This is a genomic window from Marinomonas posidonica IVIA-Po-181 (assembly GCF_000214215.1).
In the GTDB taxonomy this organism is placed as follows: domain Bacteria; phylum Pseudomonadota; class Gammaproteobacteria; order Pseudomonadales; family Marinomonadaceae; genus Marinomonas; species Marinomonas posidonica.
In genome coordinates, this window is sequence record NC_015559.1 from 3232245 (window position 1) to 3249225 (window position 16981).

The window sequence follows — 16981 nt, forward strand, 5'->3', positions numbered from 1 at the left end:
CATAAAAATTGACCATTAAGTCAGTGAGAATACGCTAAAATACTTAGCAATTAATACAAGGAGAATATTACATGTCTTATCGCTCAATTAAGCTCGTTAAACGTCCTGAGCTGGAAATCACAGAAGATCTGTTTGACGTGGTCACGCAAGCCATACCTCAACCTTCGGAAGGTGAAGTATTAGTAAAACTAACACATTTATCATTAGACCCAGCAATGCGTGGCTGGATGAGCCCTGACGAAAACAGCTATATTCCTCCAGTAAAATTAGGCGACACCATGCGTGCCAGCGGCATTGGTGACGTAGTGGCCTCTGAAAATGCCAATTTCCCCGTTGGCAGTCGTGTAATGGGGTTGATGGGATTAACCGAATACGTCATCAGTAATGGCGATAATCTCAATCAGATTCCAAAAGAGGTGCCGGCAGAGGCCATTCTTTCAGTGATCGCATTACCCGGCATTACCGCCTATCACGGTGTATTTGAGGTGCTAAAGCCTGAAGCAGGCCAGACGCTTATCATCACAGCAGCGGCAGGGTCTGTGGGCTCTCTGGTTGGCCAAATGGCTAAAAACATGGGGCTCACCGTCATCGGTGTGGCCGGTTCTGATGAAAAGTGCCAATGGCTGACCAGTGAACTGGGCTTTGACCATGCCATCAACTACAAAGACGCGGACTTTGTGACGCAATTAGAACAAGCGACTCCGAATGGCATTGATCTCTTTTTTGAAAATACGGGCGGTACTGCACAAGCCCCAATTTTTGATCGCATGAATCCCCACGGTCGCATTGCGGTATGTGGTTTGATTGCTGATTACCAGAAAGCAGAACCGGCTCCTGGACCAAGCTGGGTAGGTATCATCAAGCGTCGCTTAACCATACAGGGCTTCACCATGCCAGATCACTTCCACCGCATTCCGGAATACGGTCAAGCATTGGGTGCCATGCTAGCAAAAGGCGAACTGAAATATCGCGCTCATGTGCTATACGGCATCGAAAGTGCCACCAGCGGAATCAACTTACTGTTTGAAGGTAAAAACCAGGGCAAGCTAATCGTTGAGCTGTAATTTCTCGCCGCCCTAACCCCAAGGGAAACCATTTTGGTTTCCCTTTTTTATTCTGTCATGAACAAACATAAGGTAACATCAATCCTTTAGCGCGATACCAATAACAACACGAGTGCTTTATATGGATTACATCATCATAGGTGGCGGGGCAGCAGGTTGCCTGCTGGCCGAACGCTTGTCAAAAGACCCACACCAACAAGTGACCTTGCTGGAAGCTGGCGGTCAGAACCAGCATCCTTTGGTCAAGATTCCAGCTGGCATCATAGGATTAATGCGCAGCCAAAAATTCAACTGGTCACTGCGAACTCAGCCTCAATCTCAATTGGATAACCGTTGCCTATTTTGGCCTAGAGGCAAAGGGCTTGGCGGCAGCACAGCCATCAATGCCATGTGTTATACCCGCGGCCAAGCGGAAGATTTTGACGACTGGCAAAAGCATGGCGTAAACGGTTGGGATTACCAGAATTTACTTCCCCACTTCAAAAAAATGGAAGCCTATCATCAAGGGGAAAATACTTGGCATGGCACTGATGGTGAACTGCAGGTACAGGCCCTGCGACACAAACACACTTTATCTCATGCTTTTGTCGCCGCTTGTCAGGAGTATGGCCTACCTCTTAACGAAGACTTCAATAGCGCACAACAATTGGGAACTGGCTTTTATGATGTCATGCAAAATCGAGGACAACGCTGCAGTGCCGCACATGCGTTTCTTAATGACGCTAAAGCACGTCCAAATTTAACCATTATTTCTCACGCACAAGTAGAAAAGATTCAGCTACAAGACAAACGTGCCATTGGTGTTCTGTATCATAAGCAAGGAAAGTCTCATTTTCTCAAGGCGGACAAAGAAGTATTACTGTCAGCTGGCGCCATCCATAGTCCACAGATCCTCATGCTATCTGGCATTGGTCCTAAAGCGGAATTAATCCGTCATGGCATTCATGTGGAACATCAACTGGAAGGCGTTGGACAAAATCTACAAGACCATTTGGACATCAGTCTCATTCATCTCGATCAATCTAAATCCAGTATTTCTTTCCATCCAAGTTTTTTACCGGCTGGCCTCAAAGCCCTTTCGCAATACCCAAAACGACGCGGCTTGCTAACATCAAACATAGCCGAAGCAGGTGCTTTCGTGGCCACAGAAGAAGACAACTTACGACCGGATGTGCAATTGCACTTTTTGCCCGCCGTCGAGGTAGATCATGGGTTAAACTTATGGCCAACCACTATGCATTATGGTTACACCCTTCGTGCTTGTCTGCTGCGTCCCGAAAGTCGTGGCCACATTTGCCTGCAATCCCGATCACCGTTTGATGCGCCACTGATCGACCCTAACTATTTGAGCGCAGAAGAAGACATGAACGGCATGTTACGTGCCTTTGATTGTGCCAACGACATACTGCAACAAACCAGCTTAAAAACCTTCTCTAAACAAGCCTGGCTACCAGAACAACAGACACTCAGTAACGCCCAAAAAATGGATTACATACGACAGCATGCGGAAAGCATCTATCACCCTGTTGGCACCTGTAAGATGGGCACAGACTCGATGTCCGTCGTTGATGAAACACTTAAAGTCATCGGCATAGACAACCTCAGAGTCATTGATGCCGCCATCATGCCGACCCTCGTCAGTGGCAATACTACTGCTGCGACCTTAGCCATAGCCAGCAAAGCGGTTGACAGCATTCAAGCCAAGCACAATACAACTACCCTTAATACATAACCCAAAAATAGTATTTCATCCCAAAATAGTACGGACTTAACCCACAAAAAAGGGGAAGCCATTGGCTTCCCCTTTTCAATCCAATCTTATTAGATTGTTATTATTTGCCAGTCGCACGTGAAACGTATTCACCACTGCGAGTATCAACACGAAGTACTTCACCAATGTTGATGAAAAGAGGCACGCGAACCATTGCGCCTGTGGTTAAGAACGCTGGTTTAGAACCACCGTTCGCCGTATCGCCTTTTACACCAGGATCCGTATCAACTACTTCTAGTTCAATGAAGTTAGGTGGCGTTACTGCTAATGGCGCGCCATTGTATAAAGTCACAACGTATTTCTCTTGTTCCTTCAGCCAATTCTTCGTATCGGCAATGGCATTTTCATCTGCGGCATGCTGTTCAAAAGAACCATCTATTGCCATGAAATGCCAGAACTCACCGTCTGTGTATAGATATTCCATGTCGGTATCCATTACATCAGCCGCTTCTAAGGTATCGCCCGACTTAAAGGTACGTTCCCATACACGACCGGTTTTAAGATTACGCAACTTTAAACGGTTAAAGGCTTGGCCTTTACCAGGTTTCACGTGTTCATTATCCAAAACTGCACATGGATCGCCATCGACCATTACTTTTGTGCCGCCGCGCATGTCGCTAGTTGAAATATTAGCCATACATCCTCACCGTATATGTTTAGAGAAAAAGCTCTGACTGGCGTATCATGTCAGTCTAAGATCTCTGCAAACGTTTTTATACGATTCGTTATAAAGTAGCGTTTGCAGAGATCTTTATGAGCCAAAGGCCTCATTGGCCGAAATTCGTTGGCGCAATCATAACCTAAATTAACTCAATTTTGCAGATATTTGACGTGATACCAATTCAAACCGAACAGACGCTAACTTGGCCTGAGCACCTTACTCAGGCGATTACTTCCTTAGCCGAGCTAATTGACCACTTAGGGTTACCAAAAAACTTGATCACCCAAGGCATGGCAGCACACCATAGTTTTCGTCTGTTAGTGCCTCGTCCTTATTTATCACGCATCGAGTACGGTAACCCTAACGACCCCTTGTTAAAACAGATTCTCCCCAGCCCTTTCGAAATGCAAACCGTTTCAGGCTACACTGCGGATCCATTAGAAGAAGCCGATCACACACCACAAAAAGCCATTGTGCATAAGTACAAACGCCGTTTACTGGTCATTACCACAGGCACCTGTGCGGTAAACTGTCGCTATTGTTTCCGCCGCCATTTTCCATATGGTGACAACCAATTAGCGCAAGCTGAATGGCAAAGTGTGATCGACTATTTACGAGCCCACCCGGAGATAAATGAAGTCATTTTGAGTGGCGGTGACCCACTGATGATGAAGGACTCTTTACTGGCGGATAAGCTGCTCAAGTTAGAAGCCTTACCGCAAATCAAACGCTTACGCATTCATTCTCGTCTTCCAGTGGTGATCCCTGCCCGCATTTGCGATGCCTTGCTAACCCGTTTCTCACAAAGCCGTTTAGACATTGTCATGGTGTGGCACATCAATCATGCCAATGAGGTCGATCAAGAGGTAATTGACGCCGCCTTTAAACTCAAAAAAATCGGCGTCACTTTATTGAATCAAGGCGTGCTGCTAAAGGGCATTAATGATACGGTCCAAGCGCAAGTGGATTTAAGCGAAGCGGTTTTCTCGGCCGGTATTCTGCCTTATTACCTGTTTACACTCGACCCCGTTGCAGGCGCGGCGCATTTCGACATTTCCGTTGAAGCAGCGCAGAAGCTAATGGGCAAAGTCGCCGCAGAGCTACCCGGCTATTTAGTACCAAGACTCGCGAAAGAGATTCCCGGAAAAGCCGCCAAAACGGTGTTTGCGCCGATCTTTGAATCGAATTAACGCAGTAAAGCAATTCGGCCCGTTTTTACGGCTTGGCGTATCACGGTGACATTCGGGGCAAGCTGATACAAGTCGCCATTTTGTCCAACCAGCTGTCTTGGTACATGGCTAGCTTTCGCCACCTCTGCGTTTGCCGCTAAATGGGCGGCCTCCCCATGAACAGGAATCGCGACTTCTGGCTGCACCCAAGAATACAGTTGTCGCAATTCATCCTGATATGGGTGGCCACTCACATGAATCGCTAGATTCGTATCCTGCTGTTGTAATGTGCGAATGTTTTGTCCTTTAAATTGACCAACCAAACGCATGATGTCGTTTTCATTGCCAGGAATCATCATGGCAGAAAAGAGCACCAGATCATCGGCCTCCAGCGTCAAATCAAAACAGTTATTCGCGGCCAAACGGTTTAAGGTTGCTCTTGGTTCACCTTGACTGCCTGTCGCCACCGCCAACACTTCTTCTCTCGGTAAATAGCCAATATGCGCGGCATCGATTAAAGGCAAATCCTCAGGCCAATGGCCAGTGACACGAGCGATACTCACCATATTCAAAAGTGAACGACCGATTAACGCCAAGTAACGCCCGGTTTCTTGTGCCACTCGTCCAAGCGACACCAAACGCGCCAGATTACTGCTAAAGCAGCCGACCACAACGCGATTTTTTTCCTCTTTGATGGCTGCCAACAAGCCCTGATAACAGTCACTTTCGGAAACAGAATGACCTGCTTGCAGGGCATTGGTTGAATCGCACACCATGGCGAGCATATTTTGCTTGGCCAGCGCACTAAAGCGACTGGCAACAAAGCCTTCTCCAACCACAGGTTGTTTGTCGATTTTCCAATCACCAGTATGAAATACTCGTCCAGCTGGCGTCTCAATGGTCACTGAGAAGGCATCAGGCATGGAATGGGTCAAAGCCAGCCAGGTGACCTGAAACGGACCAATCTGTTTGCTCTCACCATCATCGACAATGATAATTGGCACGTCTTGTTCTAGGCCAACTTGAGCCAATTTACGACGCAATACTTCAGCGGTAAAACGAGTTGTGTAAACAGCACATTTAAAGCGCCGCCATAGGTAAGGCACAGCCCCGATATGGTCTTCATGAGCATGCGTAATCACCATGCCAGCGAGGCGCTCTTTCTGTTCACTGATAAAGCGAGGATCCGCACTAACCACTTCCGATGTCAGCGCATCTTGAGGTGATAAAGGTTCATTAAAAGACACGCCGCAATCCACCATCAACCATTGCCCGTCATGCCCATAAAGATTCATGTTCATGCCGATTTCACCTGTCCCACCTAACGGTAAAAACCATAAATCTTGCGGCGATGGTACTAAATGACGGATAACAACCTCCTCAGTTGGTCTAGAATAATAAGCGATACCTTCCCTATACTACGTACTTTCCGATAAGATCACAGCCTGTCTGCCAACATCTCTTGTTGGGATTATGTTGCAGCTAATTTACATACGCATCACAATGGAAAATAAGTTTGAATAATTTCATGTCCAAGATGGCGAAGGCTGTCTCTTTTTTAATTCTCGCGGCCTGTGTCGCCATTTTCGCTCTGTATTTGATCCAAAAGTTTGGCGCCGAATACGCCGAAGAAAAAATCCAACAACGTATTACCGCAGCAGGGTTAAAAGCCTTTATCGAATACGACTCGGTGCATCTTGACCCATTTACCTTAACGCCATCACTGGAAAACGTGCGCTTTGGTCTCAAATCTGCACCTTGGCTCAACTTTGCTCGTATTTCGTTTAACTCATACCTATTCAAGCAACCTAATTTAGACGTGGATTTCTGGATAAAAGACACACCCGTTGATCAGCTCTCACGAGACACGGCGGCCTGGTTCCGACAAGCGGGACTCGAGCAAGTCTTAGGCAAGGGCTCTTTTCAGTCGACTCTGGACGGCGATATCTTACAATCTCATCTGAATTTAGACATCAAAGACGCCGGTAAGCTAGACCTCATCAGCCACACTCAACTCGCCACACAGGATCTCTCATTAGTGGATCTTCGTACTGATTTGTTAGCGTCTGTGGCCCTAGGTCAGCCCGAAGCCGTTTTATATCTCTATGGGGAACAGCTAAGCATTGACCAGCTAAGCGTCACATACCAAGATACAGGATTGGCTCAACACCTTTCTGGTGACTGGCCGCAACGCTTAAGAGAGTGGCGAATCGCCAAGCTGGAGCATTTGATGGATCAGCTCAAACTTGCTCCTCAAGGCACTTCTAACGCTCTGGCCCTAGCTCGTACACTCGACCAATATTTGTTAAACCCGACACAAGTGTCTCTGACATTTTCACCAAACGAGGCAATGAATTTAAAGCAATTGGCTTTAATCGCGGAGCAAAAAATGTTGGCACGACAAGCCAAGCTAAAGGTCACCTTGCTAGCCAACTAATCAGTGGCTTAAATCACAAATCAAGCCATATAGGAGCTTCCAATGCAAAACGTGACCATCTTAGTCGACGTTCAAAATATTTATTACACCACCCGCCACAGCTTTGGCCGCTCCTTTGACTATAATGCCTTTTGGCGACAAGTAACCGCCGATAGACAAGTGGTCAAAGCCATCGCGTATGCCATTGATCGTGGAGATGAAAAGCAGCGTCAATTTCAAAATATTTTGCGCGCCATTGGTTTTGAGGTAAAACTCAAACCCTTCATCCAACGCTCTGATGGTTCCGCAAAAGGTGACTGGGACGTCGGCATCACGATTGATGCGCTTGAATATGGTATGAACTCAGATGTATTAGTACTGGCCTCAGGCGATGGCGATTTTGATTTATTGGCAAAAACACTAACGGAAAAACACCATACCAAAGTAGAAGTCTATGGCGTAGAAGCTCTCACCGCTCAGTCTTTGATTCAAGCCGCCACTCACTTCACCCCAATTGATAACAATTTGTTACTAAAATAAGTCAAACTCATCTAGTCTTTTAAGGGAGAATATGACGCTCACATTCGATCGTCCTTGTTTTTCTTTTGAGATGTAGATAAATGAGCCCTGTTACCAACTCCATATTTAACGCGACTCGTAACACGCTTCACAAATGGCTGAGCTTAAGTACTGGCATCATTGTTCTGTTTTTCTGCCTACTCAATAACTGTGTGTTAGAGCAAAGAACCTTAGGCACGATTCAAATTGCACTCGCTGCGCTTTACTTTTATTTTTTCTGGGTGTCATATCACAATAAAAGCAAAGCTTGGCATCGGCATGTTTTTATTATCACCCTTTGTTGTACCGCCATTCTGGCCTTTGCCTTTTCCGACTTGAGAGCAGGAGCCATCTACTGGCTTATTGTATTGCCCGCTATTTTCTGTTTGCTTGGCGGCGCGACAGCAGGACTTTGCTACACTATTTTGGCGTCTTTTCCAGCCATCTTTATTATTTTCTATCGATCAGAGACAGACAATTTTATCCAATATCGCTCCATTCTGAACTTTGTACTGTCTTACTTCATGGTCTACGGCGTCTGCTATCTCTATGAACTACAGCAAACAAAAAACAACCAATTACTGGCCAAAATGGCGTTTGAAGACCCATTAACAGGCGCCAAAAATCGCCACGCCTTAAAACTCTTCTTCGATCATTTTAATCGTCAGGCGCAAAACATTTACATTGATACTGAATGGGCCACCCGACTGCTCATCGTGGACATTGATTTTTTCAAAACGGTAAATGATAAATGCGGTCACGAAGTAGGCGATCAGGTGCTCATCGAATTAACCGAACTACTGCAATTTTATGCCGATAAAGACAGTGTGTATCGCATTGGCGGTGAGGAATTCCTCATTATCCTTAATGATGCGTCTGCTATCCAAGCTTATGATTTTGCCGAAAATATACGTATTCGAGTCGAAAACAGCGTCTTTCGGGCCAATCATCACCAAATCAGAATTACCGTCAGTATTGGTATTGCGAAGCTCAATCAAGGACATTCATTCCATAAATTCCTAAAAGCCGCCGATAAAAACCTTTATTCGGCAAAACATAAAGGTCGTAATCTGGTCCATCACAGCGACCTAGAGGATGAAATCAATTAACCCACTAATGAAAGGTGTTGATGTAAAGCGCTTCGACCTTTTCACGAGCCCAAGGCGTCCGACGCAAAAACTTTAAACTCGATTTAACCGATGGGTCTTTTTTAAAGCAGTTAATGTTCACTAAAAAAGACAACTCTTGCCATCCAAAATGGGCCTGCAGATCGGTTACTATGGTTTCCAATGTCACCCCATGAAGAGGGTTATTGTCTTGTTTCTCTTTCAATTTCATCACCTTATTTCAATCAACTAAGAGTATAACTGAATTTCACTCAAGTTTGAGACACATCAGACACAATCGGAATTGACTAATGAGACAAATCCCAGAAGAATAACCATCATAACAATTAGGAGAAGAAACAAATGGGTATTTTATCTGCTCTAAAAGGGCTATTTTCTGGCGGCGAAGCGGCCCCTGCGAAAACCGAAGAAGCGATTGAGTACAATGGTTACCAAATTGTGCCAGCGCCGATGCAAGACGGTGGTCAATTTCGCGTGGCAGCGACCATCACCTTAGGTGAAGGTGAAGAGCAAAAAATGCACAAATTCATTCGCTCTGACTTAATGCCAAACCGTGATGAATGCATCGAAATCACCATTCGCAAAGCCAAGTTAACCATCGACCAGCTGGGCAAAAACCTGTTTAACTAAAGCATATTCATATAAACCTTATGGGAATGGCATCATGAATGTACCAATAGGACAACACTGGCGTCTTGTTAAACAGGGTGAAGACCTATTGGGCGACCGCTTTTATGCCCGTACATTTGCTTTTCCAGGCCCAAAAACGCAAGTTCATACCACTCTTATTCACCACCTAGACGAACAACAATCAGCCAAAGCCATTTTATATGTACATGGCTATACGGATTATTTTTTTCAGACAGGCTTAGCGGAACACTTTATTGCACTTGGCTATCGCTTTTATGCCTTGGATTTACAAGGTTATGGGCGCTCTATACGGCCTTCCACACCGCCAAATTGGTGTGACTCGATTGAGCAATATGGCCAAGACTTGGACATCGCTTTGGCCACCATGAAGCAAGATGGTGTCGAACAAGTGGTGATATTAGGTCACTCAACCGGTGGTCTCGTGGTCTCGACGTATTTGGCCCAGCCTTACAAATTGGCTGAGCGCGAAAATCACTATCAAATGCCGTTTCCAGAAGTCATCGGTTTAATGTTAAACAGCCCTTTTTTAGCTCTGCCCTTTCCACCAGTCATTTTGAATCGCATCCACTGGCCCATTCGAATCATCGTATCCCTGTTACCTTTTTATTTTATAAAGGCCAAAAAGGCCACTATTTACGCCAAAACATTACACCAACGGTTTGGCGGAGAATGGGATTACCGGTTGGATTGGAAACCGGCTGAGGGATTCAACTTCTCTTTCCATTGGCTAAGAGAAATCATTCAGGCACAACGCAACCTAGCGCAGAAAAGCCTCAGCATCCCAACGCTACTTTGTCATTCCAGAATCAGCACCATTGGCAAAGACAGCGTTGAAGAGACTCAACAAGGCGACGGTGTGTTGGATGTAGAGAGCATGAAACAAGCCGCCGAAAAGAGCTTTCAAAACCTTACCCAAGTGATAATTGATAAAGGCTTTCATGACTTGTATTTATCTCATGAAACCGCCAGAAGTGAGTATTTACACGCCTTGGATGAATGGCTTGGGCAACTAACCCAAGCCAAAAGCAAATCCCATTAACTGCCTTGGCGACGCATCACCCAATCCAATAAACAAGTTGGCAAAATGCGTTTCATCACCACCGCAGCATAAGTGGGCGTCGTCACATAGTAACGAGCTTTCGGACGTGGCGATTCCAAAGCATGAATCAGCTTCTTCACCACCGCGCTGGCCGGCAAAGTCTGAGAAGAGGTCACGCCTTCTTTACTCAATCGAGCAATCGCCTCTTGATAACCTTGCTGATGGCGGCTGGCCACTATATCAATGTTGTCTTTTAATGCCTGTAAAGCATTAGCACGAAAACGACTTTCAATTGGCCCAGGCTCGATCAAACTGATTTTAATCGGCGTATCAGCAAGCTCTAATCTGAGAGTATCTGTCAAACCTTCTAAAGCAAACTTACTGGCATTGTAAGCGCCACGAAAAGGGGCTGCGACCAACCCAAGTACCGAACTGTTTTGTACAATCCGACCGTAGCCCTGTGCCAGCATCAGCTTGATAACCCGAGTAGTCAGATCATGTGTACCAAACACATTCGATTCGAATTGAGTCCGTAACGCTTCAACAGGCAAGTCTTCCACCGCCCCAGGCTGACCATAAGCACCATTATTAAAAAGGGCAAATAAATGCCCGCCGGTTATCTCAAGTGCCTTTGTTAAGCCTTTTTCAATAGACGCTGAATCCGCCAAATCCAACTGAACAACATGTTGAATTCCCTGCTCCTTGATCGCGGCAATGTCCTTTTCCTGACGACAGCTGGCGACCACCAAGAAGTTTCGCTCTTGCAGCATTCGCGCCGCTTCCAAGCCTATGCCACTGGAACAACCTGTGATCAAAATCGAAAATTTCATGCTCTGTATGGTGGTCATAATGTGTGTTCCAAAAGGGTTTTTAGCATAGTAACAAATGCATTTTTAAAAAGTACAGTCTCGCCACTTCTTGCTCGAGTCTTCCCTGCTCACTTCAAACCTAACCAACTCATTGATGTGCATCACTTACCAATCTAATCAATGGCCATCATTATGTGTCATTCATGTCGTTTGAAGAGTACCGTTAACCAGCCGAACTCTGATGAGTTGAAGTGTACAGCAGCCTTTAAAATGACGATAAAAGCCATTACATCACACCTCTTTTGGTCATAAAAAATTCTTCATTTTCGAGCTGAATGAAGAATTATCTTGGTAACCCGTTAAGGTCAAATAGCCTATTATTCATCACTAGAGGAAAAAATACTGGGAGCAAAAAATGACCACCAAGATCGGCCGCCCAACGCAATCAGATGATAATAGACAGTCGGTTCGAAACCGTTTAATCACCGCCGCCAAACACTGTTTTTCAGAACAAGGGTTTGACAAGGTATCGACGCGAAAAATCGCCCTAGCCGCTGACGCAGATGCCGCAATGATTCGCTATTACTTTGGCTCCAAAACTGGCTTGTTCGAAGCCACAATAGAAGAAACGCTTGCCCCTGTTATTGAACAACTACAAACCAATCTAGCACCCAACTCGCCACCAGACCCATTGGTGTTAATGCAAACCTACTATCGCATGATTGCCAAGAATCCCATGCTCCCGAAACTCATGTTGCAGGCACTTAGTCAGCCGAATCAGCCCGAAGCATTTGGCGTTTTAACAGGCATCATAGATAAACTCATTCAAGGCTCAGAAAAATGGATCCGCTATTTTCAACAACAAAACCAGATCAACCCTAACCTCAATACAGGCTGGATTCGTCTGAGCTTTGTCAGCCTAATGATCTTTCCCGTGCTGGCACCCAAGTACCTGCAACAGCAACTTGGAGTAGAGCTCAAAGAAGAATGGTTGTTGAGCCTAGCCGATCATAATCAGACCCTACTGGAACAAGGTTTGTTTGCTTCTTTAGCCACACCCAAACAAGGTCAAACAAAATGAAAACCTTTCGTCTGTGTATGTTAATCGTAATATTCACCACGCTAAGCGCCTGTCGAACAGAAGATGGTCATCGAGCAATGGGCAATATTGAGCGAGATAGAATCAGCTTATCCGCATCGGCATCAGAACAAATCACCTTGATTCATGTAACAGAAGGGCAAATGGTTTACCAAGGTGAGCCGTTATTACAATTAGATTTACGCAGCGCCAATGCCTTAGTCGCGCAACGTAACGCCGAACTAAAACAAGCTCAGGCCGCTCTAAAAGCACTTATCTCAGGCACCAGGCCAGAACAACTGAGTGCCGCCCTTGCGGCGCTCAAGGCTAGCCAAGCGGCCAACCAAGAAGCCGAACTCAAATATCAAAGAGCCAGTAAACTGTTTAAAAGCAAGGTGGTTGGAAAAGCCGATTTTGATACAGCCAAAGCCAATAGAGACAGCGCCAAAGCCAAAGCACAGCAAGCGCATGATCAATGGCTAGAACTCAAAAACGGTGCTCGTGAAGAAGACATCGCACAAGCCAGCGCGAAAGTTCAAGCCGCTCAAGCGGCCTTAGTGTGGCAAGAAAAAGCCCGTCAAGACCTCACCATCAAGGCCCCAACAGATGGCATTATTGATACCTTGCCATGGCATCAAGGTGATCGTGTCGTTGCTGGTACTCAGCTCATCAGCTTACTCTCAGCGCACCAACCTTATGCGCGAGTTTACTTACCCGCCAGCGCCTTAACTCACCTCAACATTGGCGATACGGTAGCGGTTTTTGTGGATGGCTTCGACTCCTCCCTACAAGGACGCGTTCGTAATATCCGTTCACAACCCGCTTATACACCTTTTTATGCCCTCAATGAACGAGATAGAGCGCGTTTGATGTATCTAACCGACATTGATTTGCTGAACGCAGAAGCACTACCGACTGGGCTGGCCGTTGAGGTGCATCTGCCATGAACTCAGCAACGACTTATCAACAAACAGAATACGCCATTGACGCAAAAGGGCTAACAAAACGCTTCGGTGAAAAAGTCGCCGTTAACAAACTCGATTTACGTATTCCCAAAGGCCGTATTTATGGCTTTCTTGGCCCTAATGGTTGCGGCAAATCCACCAGCATTCGTCTACTAACAGGGTTATTAGAAGCCACTGAAGGCGAAATAAACATCTTAGGGAAACCTCTTTTAGGGCATGAAGAATCATTAAAAACACGTATTGGTTACATGACCCAAAAATTTTCTTTATACGATAACCTCACCGTGCAAGAAAACCTGATTTTTGTCGCTGCGATTTATGGTTTCTCAGGCCGTCGAAAGCAAGCCCGAATCGAGGAGCTTCTGGCCATGTACGATTTAGAAAAACAAGCGAAACAGTTCGCAGGTTCAATGAGTGGCGGGCAAAAGCAACGCCTTGCCTTAGCCTGTGCCACATTACATTCACCCGAATTGCTGTTTCTCGACGAACCAACCTCAGCCGTAGACCCTGAAAATCGTCGAGAATTCTGGGAGAGGCTGTTTGACCTCTGCACCGCAGGCACCACCATATTGGTATCCACTCACTATATGGACGAAGCCGAACGTTGCCATTCATTGGCGATAATGGAAGAAGGCAGGAAACGAGCAGATGGCTCACCTCAAGCCCTGATGGACGCCATGCCAGCCAATGTTGTCGAAGTCAGTGGTAGCGGATTGAGACAACTGAAACAAACCCTAGGTCAGCATCCAAATATCCTCTCCACCGCCCAGATTGGGGCTCACCTTAGAGTTTTAGTCCAAAAAGGGATCCACAATCCTGTCGAATTCATTTCACAACTAAGTGATGGTCGACATGCACAATTGGCTCGCCCCAGTCTTGAAGACGTCTTTGTTACCTGTACTGGAGATCGCCATGTGGATTAGGATTTACGCAATTTTCATCAAGGAGCTTAAGCAACTGTCTCGAGACAGAATGACCTTTGGCATGATTGTGATGATTCCACTCGTACAACTTATGTTGTTTGGCTACGCCATTAATACCAACGCAAGACACATCCCAGTTGGACTGGTCGATCTCAGTCAAACGTCAGAGAGTCTCGCCATTGAACAGGCGATGCTTGCCACTCAATCGGTCGACTTTGTCGCTCGCTACCCGTCCATAAAGGACGCGGAGATGGCCATCACTAAAGGCGACATTCGAGCAGTACTCTATTTGCCCTCTGATATGACGCGTCGATTGTTCACTCACCCAAATTACGATCGTCAGCAAACCCGCTCTGAACTCACCTTGCCGATTGGCCAATGGATCGTCGACGGCTCTGATACCGTCATCGCCTCCAGTATTCGAGCATTACGTAATATGCCCCTCGACGAAATCGCCAACCGCGCGGTGATACAAACGACGCCAAGTTTTGAAGTGGTTCAATACTTTAACCCCGAACAAAGGACCGTCGTTAATATTGTCCCTGGTCTGGTCGCCGTTATCCTTACGATGACCATGATTCTGTTCACATCAGCGGCCATCGTAAGAGAAAATGAACACGGTAATATGGAGTTCTTGATCACCACGCCCGTTCGACCAATAGAATTAATGATAGGCAAAATTGTGCCTTACGTTTTAGTCGGCATATTACAAGTGACCATTATTTTGAGTATGGGGCATTGGATTTTTTCAGTGCCTATTAAAGGCAGCTTACTGTCGTTATTGGGAGCCTCCCTGCTGTTTATTTTTGCCAGTTTAACCCTAGGTTTGGTCCTGTCTACGATTGCCAAAACTCAGCTTCAAGCCACCCAGATGACGATTTTCATCCTCTTACCCTCAATTTTATTATCCGGCTTTATGTTCCCCTACGATGCCATGCCAATCGCAGCACAATGGATTGCCGAAGCTTTACCTGTGACGCATTTCATGCGCATGATTCGCGCCATCGCATTGCGAGATGCTAACCTTTTATTATTGGGAAAAGATGCCATATGGCTGGGATTATTTACCCTAGGCGGGATGGTGATTGCATCATTACGCTTTAAGAAGACCTTATGATGATTTTCGGTCCAATAACTATGTAATTAAAAAATTTAGGGCAGAGATGAGTTAGAGTGTCTTAATGTATTGGCTCGGTGTAATCCCAAATGATTTTTGAAAACGTTGGCTAAAACGCTCTTGAGACTGGTAACCACAACGCACGGCAATATCGATCTGCTGACGATGACCTTGCTGTATCAAGTCAATAGCATGATTCATTCGAACTTTTGTTAAAACGGCTCTAAATTGGGTATTCTCCTCTTTCAGACGGCGAATCAAGGTTGCTCTGCTCATCGAGAAATACGTGGCAATTTGCTCCAATTGATAATCCTTCCAAGGAGCTTGCAGCATCAGATCAGTGACTTTCTGCTCAAAAGAAATCGAATGACCTTCAAAAATGAAATGCAACTTACCTGCTTCAGCCAACTGCTGATAAAAACCATGTAACCAATACGTTTGCGCCGCCTCACTTAAATCTGATATGTCCAGTTGCAATAAAAAATCGAGGCTCTTCATCAAGGCTTTACTCGGACTAAACTGTGGGGTTCGGTTTTGATCCGCTCTTTTTATACTAAGCTGAATCATCTCTTCCGGTGGCGGTAATAAAAAACTGATTTTCACGGATGAAAATCGCTCTTTCGCAGGTTCATTTTCAAACGTCAGTTGATGCCCTGCTTTTGCTAATAACAAGGTCGATGCATTAAATTCCAAGACATCATCCTGCCAAAATAGACGCTTTCGTCCTGAGCGGATTTTGAAAATACTAGGAGTAAGAATGGCCACATTACGCAGTCGCTGTGTTTGCAAACCATACATCTGGCTGACGTTAAAAAGCGGGCTCATTAATACTCCTAATGACGGATAAACTAACGGTTATATGGTGCAACTAACACGGCTTTATCGATTGCCAAACTGCGAACAGTAAAGCCAGCTAATGCAGCCGAAACACGCGCATTTAAATCCAATTTTTCAACAGGCAACGCCCAAACGGTAAATTGATAACGATGCATATTATCGCCTTTTGGTGGACAAACACCGCCAAAACCCGTACTGCCATAATCCGACTTGAGCTCAGTCGCGCCCAATTTCGTCAAATCGGCACCTTGAGGTAACGATGTCACTGAAGCAGGGATGTTGAAAGCAGACCAATGCCACCAACCGCTTCCCGAAGGCGCATCCGGATCATATACGGTAATCGCGAAGCTTTTCGTTCCCGTTGGCACACTAGACCACTCTAATTGCGGAGATTTATTCTCCCCAGAACAGCCAAAACCATTAAATTCAAAAGACTTAGGCAGCTTATGACCTTCTTGAATATCTTGGCTAGTCAGCTCAAACGCCTGACCAGCCATTGAAAGCAAACTCCCCATTAAACCTGTCATAATCACGGACTTCTTCATACATAACCTCTTACTATTTCCAACCTTAGAAGCGGTTATAGTAAAAGCGTTTAAAATGCCATCACCCAACACAAAATATCAATTTGAATTAATTTAACATTAATTTTGATACTTTATGAAATAACATAGAAAAATACAGTTTAGTATCAATAGAGAAAAGAGACCTTGCTTGAAATAGGTATTGAGGAAAGTACAGAATGGAATGCTATTCACTATTAACGCCCCTATCTAAAGCAAAAAAGCTAATGCAA

Annotated in this window: 18 protein-coding genes; 12 read left to right on the forward strand and 6 right to left on the reverse strand. The window is 45.5% G+C overall.

The window, feature by feature from the left end; genetic code table 11:
* The first annotated feature begins 71 nt into the window (after positions 1-71).
* Both MAR181_RS14865 and MAR181_RS14870 read left to right on the forward strand, forming a co-directional pair.
* Entirely contained in the window at positions 72-1064 is a 993-nt protein-coding gene (locus tag MAR181_RS14865; RefSeq protein WP_013797420.1) for an NADP-dependent oxidoreductase, read from the forward strand.
* A 121-nt stretch (positions 1065-1185) separates the two neighbouring features.
* The gene (locus MAR181_RS14870; protein WP_013797421.1) at positions 1186-2796 is read left to right on the forward strand and encodes a GMC family oxidoreductase; all 1611 of its coding nucleotides are present in this window, start codon (positions 1186-1188) and stop codon (positions 2794-2796) included.
* 100 nt (positions 2797-2896) lie between these two features.
* On the opposite strand, the gene efp is transcribed toward MAR181_RS14870, so the two are convergent.
* Complete coding sequence (efp, locus tag MAR181_RS14875; RefSeq protein ID WP_013797422.1) at positions 2897-3472, reverse strand: elongation factor P; 576 nt, start codon at positions 3470-3472, stop codon at positions 2897-2899.
* Between the two features lie 194 nt (positions 3473-3666).
* Between efp and epmB the strand changes: the two genes are divergently transcribed.
* Positions 3667-4686 (forward strand): EF-P beta-lysylation protein EpmB, encoded by a 1020-nt coding sequence (epmB, locus tag MAR181_RS14880; RefSeq protein ID WP_013797423.1) that lies wholly within the window; start codon positions 3667-3669, stop codon positions 4684-4686.
* On the opposite strand, the gene MAR181_RS14885 is transcribed toward epmB, so the two are convergent.
* Positions 4683-5966: a ribonuclease J gene (locus MAR181_RS14885; protein WP_216086347.1), complete on the reverse strand. Its 1284-nt coding sequence runs from the start codon at positions 5964-5966 to the stop codon at positions 4683-4685. The genes epmB and MAR181_RS14885 overlap by 4 nt on opposite strands.
* Before the next feature lie 215 nt (positions 5967-6181).
* Between MAR181_RS14885 and MAR181_RS14890 the strand changes: the two genes are divergently transcribed.
* From MAR181_RS14890 to MAR181_RS14900, 3 genes are all read left to right on the forward strand, one after another.
* A complete protein-coding gene (locus tag MAR181_RS14890) occupies positions 6182-7102 on the forward strand; it encodes a hypothetical protein (protein ID WP_144011254.1) in 921 nt (306 codons plus the stop codon).
* Between the two features lie 42 nt (positions 7103-7144).
* Positions 7145-7621, forward strand: a complete 477-nt coding sequence (locus MAR181_RS14895) for a LabA-like NYN domain-containing protein (protein WP_013797426.1) — start codon at positions 7145-7147, stop codon at positions 7619-7621.
* Positions 7622-7701: 80 nt separating this feature from the next.
* Positions 7702-8748, forward strand: coding sequence for a GGDEF domain-containing protein (locus tag MAR181_RS14900; protein WP_013797427.1), 1047 nt, complete (start codon positions 7702-7704; stop codon positions 8746-8748).
* Between the two features lie 4 nt (positions 8749-8752).
* Here the strand turns inward: MAR181_RS14900 and MAR181_RS14905 are convergent, their stop codons facing one another.
* Positions 8753-8977: a VF530 family protein gene (locus MAR181_RS14905; RefSeq protein ID WP_013797428.1), complete on the reverse strand. Its 225-nt coding sequence runs from the start codon at positions 8975-8977 to the stop codon at positions 8753-8755.
* Positions 8978-9108: 131 nt separating this feature from the next.
* Between MAR181_RS14905 and MAR181_RS14910 the strand changes: the two genes are divergently transcribed.
* On the forward strand, positions 9109-9396 hold the full coding sequence (locus MAR181_RS14910; protein ID WP_013797429.1) for an HlyU family transcriptional regulator: 288 nt from the start codon (positions 9109-9111) through the stop codon (positions 9394-9396).
* A gap of 34 nt (positions 9397-9430) precedes the next feature.
* Positions 9431-10456, forward strand: a complete 1026-nt coding sequence (locus MAR181_RS14915; protein WP_013797430.1) for an alpha/beta hydrolase — start codon at positions 9431-9433, stop codon at positions 10454-10456.
* Here the strand turns inward: MAR181_RS14915 and MAR181_RS14920 are convergent.
* Positions 10453-11304, reverse strand: a complete 852-nt coding sequence (locus MAR181_RS14920; RefSeq protein ID WP_013797431.1) for an SDR family NAD(P)-dependent oxidoreductase — start codon at positions 11302-11304, stop codon at positions 10453-10455. The genes MAR181_RS14915 and MAR181_RS14920 overlap by 4 nt on opposite strands.
* Before the next feature lie 376 nt (positions 11305-11680).
* Between MAR181_RS14920 and MAR181_RS14925 the strand changes: the two genes are divergently transcribed.
* From MAR181_RS14925 to MAR181_RS14940, 4 genes are read left to right on the forward strand one after another with little or no spacing between them, the layout of a single operon-like run.
* On the forward strand, positions 11681-12346 hold the full coding sequence (locus tag MAR181_RS14925; protein ID WP_013797432.1) for a TetR/AcrR family transcriptional regulator: 666 nt from the start codon (positions 11681-11683) through the stop codon (positions 12344-12346).
* Entirely contained in the window at positions 12343-13290 is a 948-nt protein-coding gene (locus tag MAR181_RS14930) for an HlyD family secretion protein (protein WP_013797433.1), read from the forward strand. Before MAR181_RS14925 ends, MAR181_RS14930 begins: the two co-directional genes overlap by 4 nt.
* Positions 13287-14231 carry an ABC transporter ATP-binding protein gene (locus MAR181_RS14935; protein WP_013797434.1) on the forward strand — a complete coding sequence of 315 codons (945 nt, stop codon included), beginning with the start codon at positions 13287-13289 and terminating at the stop codon, positions 14229-14231. The genes MAR181_RS14930 and MAR181_RS14935 overlap by 4 nt, the downstream gene beginning before the upstream one ends.
* Positions 14221-15348: an ABC transporter permease gene (locus MAR181_RS14940; protein ID WP_013797435.1), complete on the forward strand. Its 1128-nt coding sequence runs from the start codon at positions 14221-14223 to the stop codon at positions 15346-15348. Before MAR181_RS14935 ends, MAR181_RS14940 begins: the two co-directional genes overlap by 11 nt.
* A 51-nt stretch (positions 15349-15399) precedes the next feature.
* On the opposite strand, the gene MAR181_RS14945 is transcribed toward MAR181_RS14940, so the two are convergent.
* A complete protein-coding gene (locus MAR181_RS14945; protein WP_013797436.1) occupies positions 15400-16173 on the reverse strand; it encodes a helix-turn-helix transcriptional regulator in 774 nt (257 codons plus the stop codon).
* 23 nt (positions 16174-16196) lie between these two features.
* Positions 16197-16730, reverse strand: coding sequence for a YbhB/YbcL family Raf kinase inhibitor-like protein (locus MAR181_RS14950; protein ID WP_013797437.1), 534 nt, complete (start codon positions 16728-16730; stop codon positions 16197-16199).
* Positions 16731-16981: the final 251 nt, after the last annotated feature.

What these genes read in the sequence shown, in the direction of transcription:
- MAR181_RS14945 (WP_013797436.1), bottom strand. Translation starts at nt 16,173, where the DNA reads ATGAGCCCGCTTTTTAACGTCAGCCAGATGTATGGTTTGCAAACACAG.
- MAR181_RS14935 (WP_013797434.1), top strand. Translation starts at nt 13,287, where the DNA reads ATGAACTCAGCAACGACTTATCAACAAACAGAATACGCCATTGACGCA.
- MAR181_RS14940 (WP_013797435.1), top strand. Translation starts at nt 14,221, where the DNA reads ATGTGGATTAGGATTTACGCAATTTTCATCAAGGAGCTTAAGCAACTG.
- MAR181_RS14915 (WP_013797430.1), top strand. Translation starts at nt 9,431, where the DNA reads ATGAATGTACCAATAGGACAACACTGGCGTCTTGTTAAACAGGGTGAA.
- MAR181_RS14950 (WP_013797437.1), bottom strand. Translation starts at nt 16,730, where the DNA reads ATGAAGAAGTCCGTGATTATGACAGGTTTAATGGGGAGTTTGCTTTCA.
- MAR181_RS14905 (WP_013797428.1), bottom strand. Translation starts at nt 8,977, where the DNA reads ATGAAATTGAAAGAGAAACAAGACAATAACCCTCTTCATGGGGTGACA.
- MAR181_RS14910 (WP_013797429.1), top strand. Translation starts at nt 9,109, where the DNA reads ATGGGTATTTTATCTGCTCTAAAAGGGCTATTTTCTGGCGGCGAAGCG.
- MAR181_RS14900 (WP_013797427.1), top strand. Translation starts at nt 7,702, where the DNA reads ATGAGCCCTGTTACCAACTCCATATTTAACGCGACTCGTAACACGCTT.
- MAR181_RS14920 (WP_013797431.1), bottom strand. Translation starts at nt 11,304, where the DNA reads ATGACCACCATACAGAGCATGAAATTTTCGATTTTGATCACAGGTTGT.
- MAR181_RS14885 (WP_216086347.1), bottom strand. Translation starts at nt 5,966, where the DNA reads ATGAACATGAATCTTTATGGGCATGACGGGCAATGGTTGATGGTGGAT.
- MAR181_RS14865 (WP_013797420.1), top strand. Translation starts at nt 72, where the DNA reads ATGTCTTATCGCTCAATTAAGCTCGTTAAACGTCCTGAGCTGGAAATC.
- MAR181_RS14930 (WP_013797433.1), top strand. Translation starts at nt 12,343, where the DNA reads ATGAAAACCTTTCGTCTGTGTATGTTAATCGTAATATTCACCACGCTA.
- MAR181_RS14925 (WP_013797432.1), top strand. Translation starts at nt 11,681, where the DNA reads ATGACCACCAAGATCGGCCGCCCAACGCAATCAGATGATAATAGACAG.
- MAR181_RS14895 (WP_013797426.1), top strand. Translation starts at nt 7,145, where the DNA reads ATGCAAAACGTGACCATCTTAGTCGACGTTCAAAATATTTATTACACC.
- efp (WP_013797422.1), bottom strand. Translation starts at nt 3,472, where the DNA reads ATGGCTAATATTTCAACTAGCGACATGCGCGGCGGCACAAAAGTAATG.
- MAR181_RS14870 (WP_013797421.1), top strand. Translation starts at nt 1,186, where the DNA reads ATGGATTACATCATCATAGGTGGCGGGGCAGCAGGTTGCCTGCTGGCC.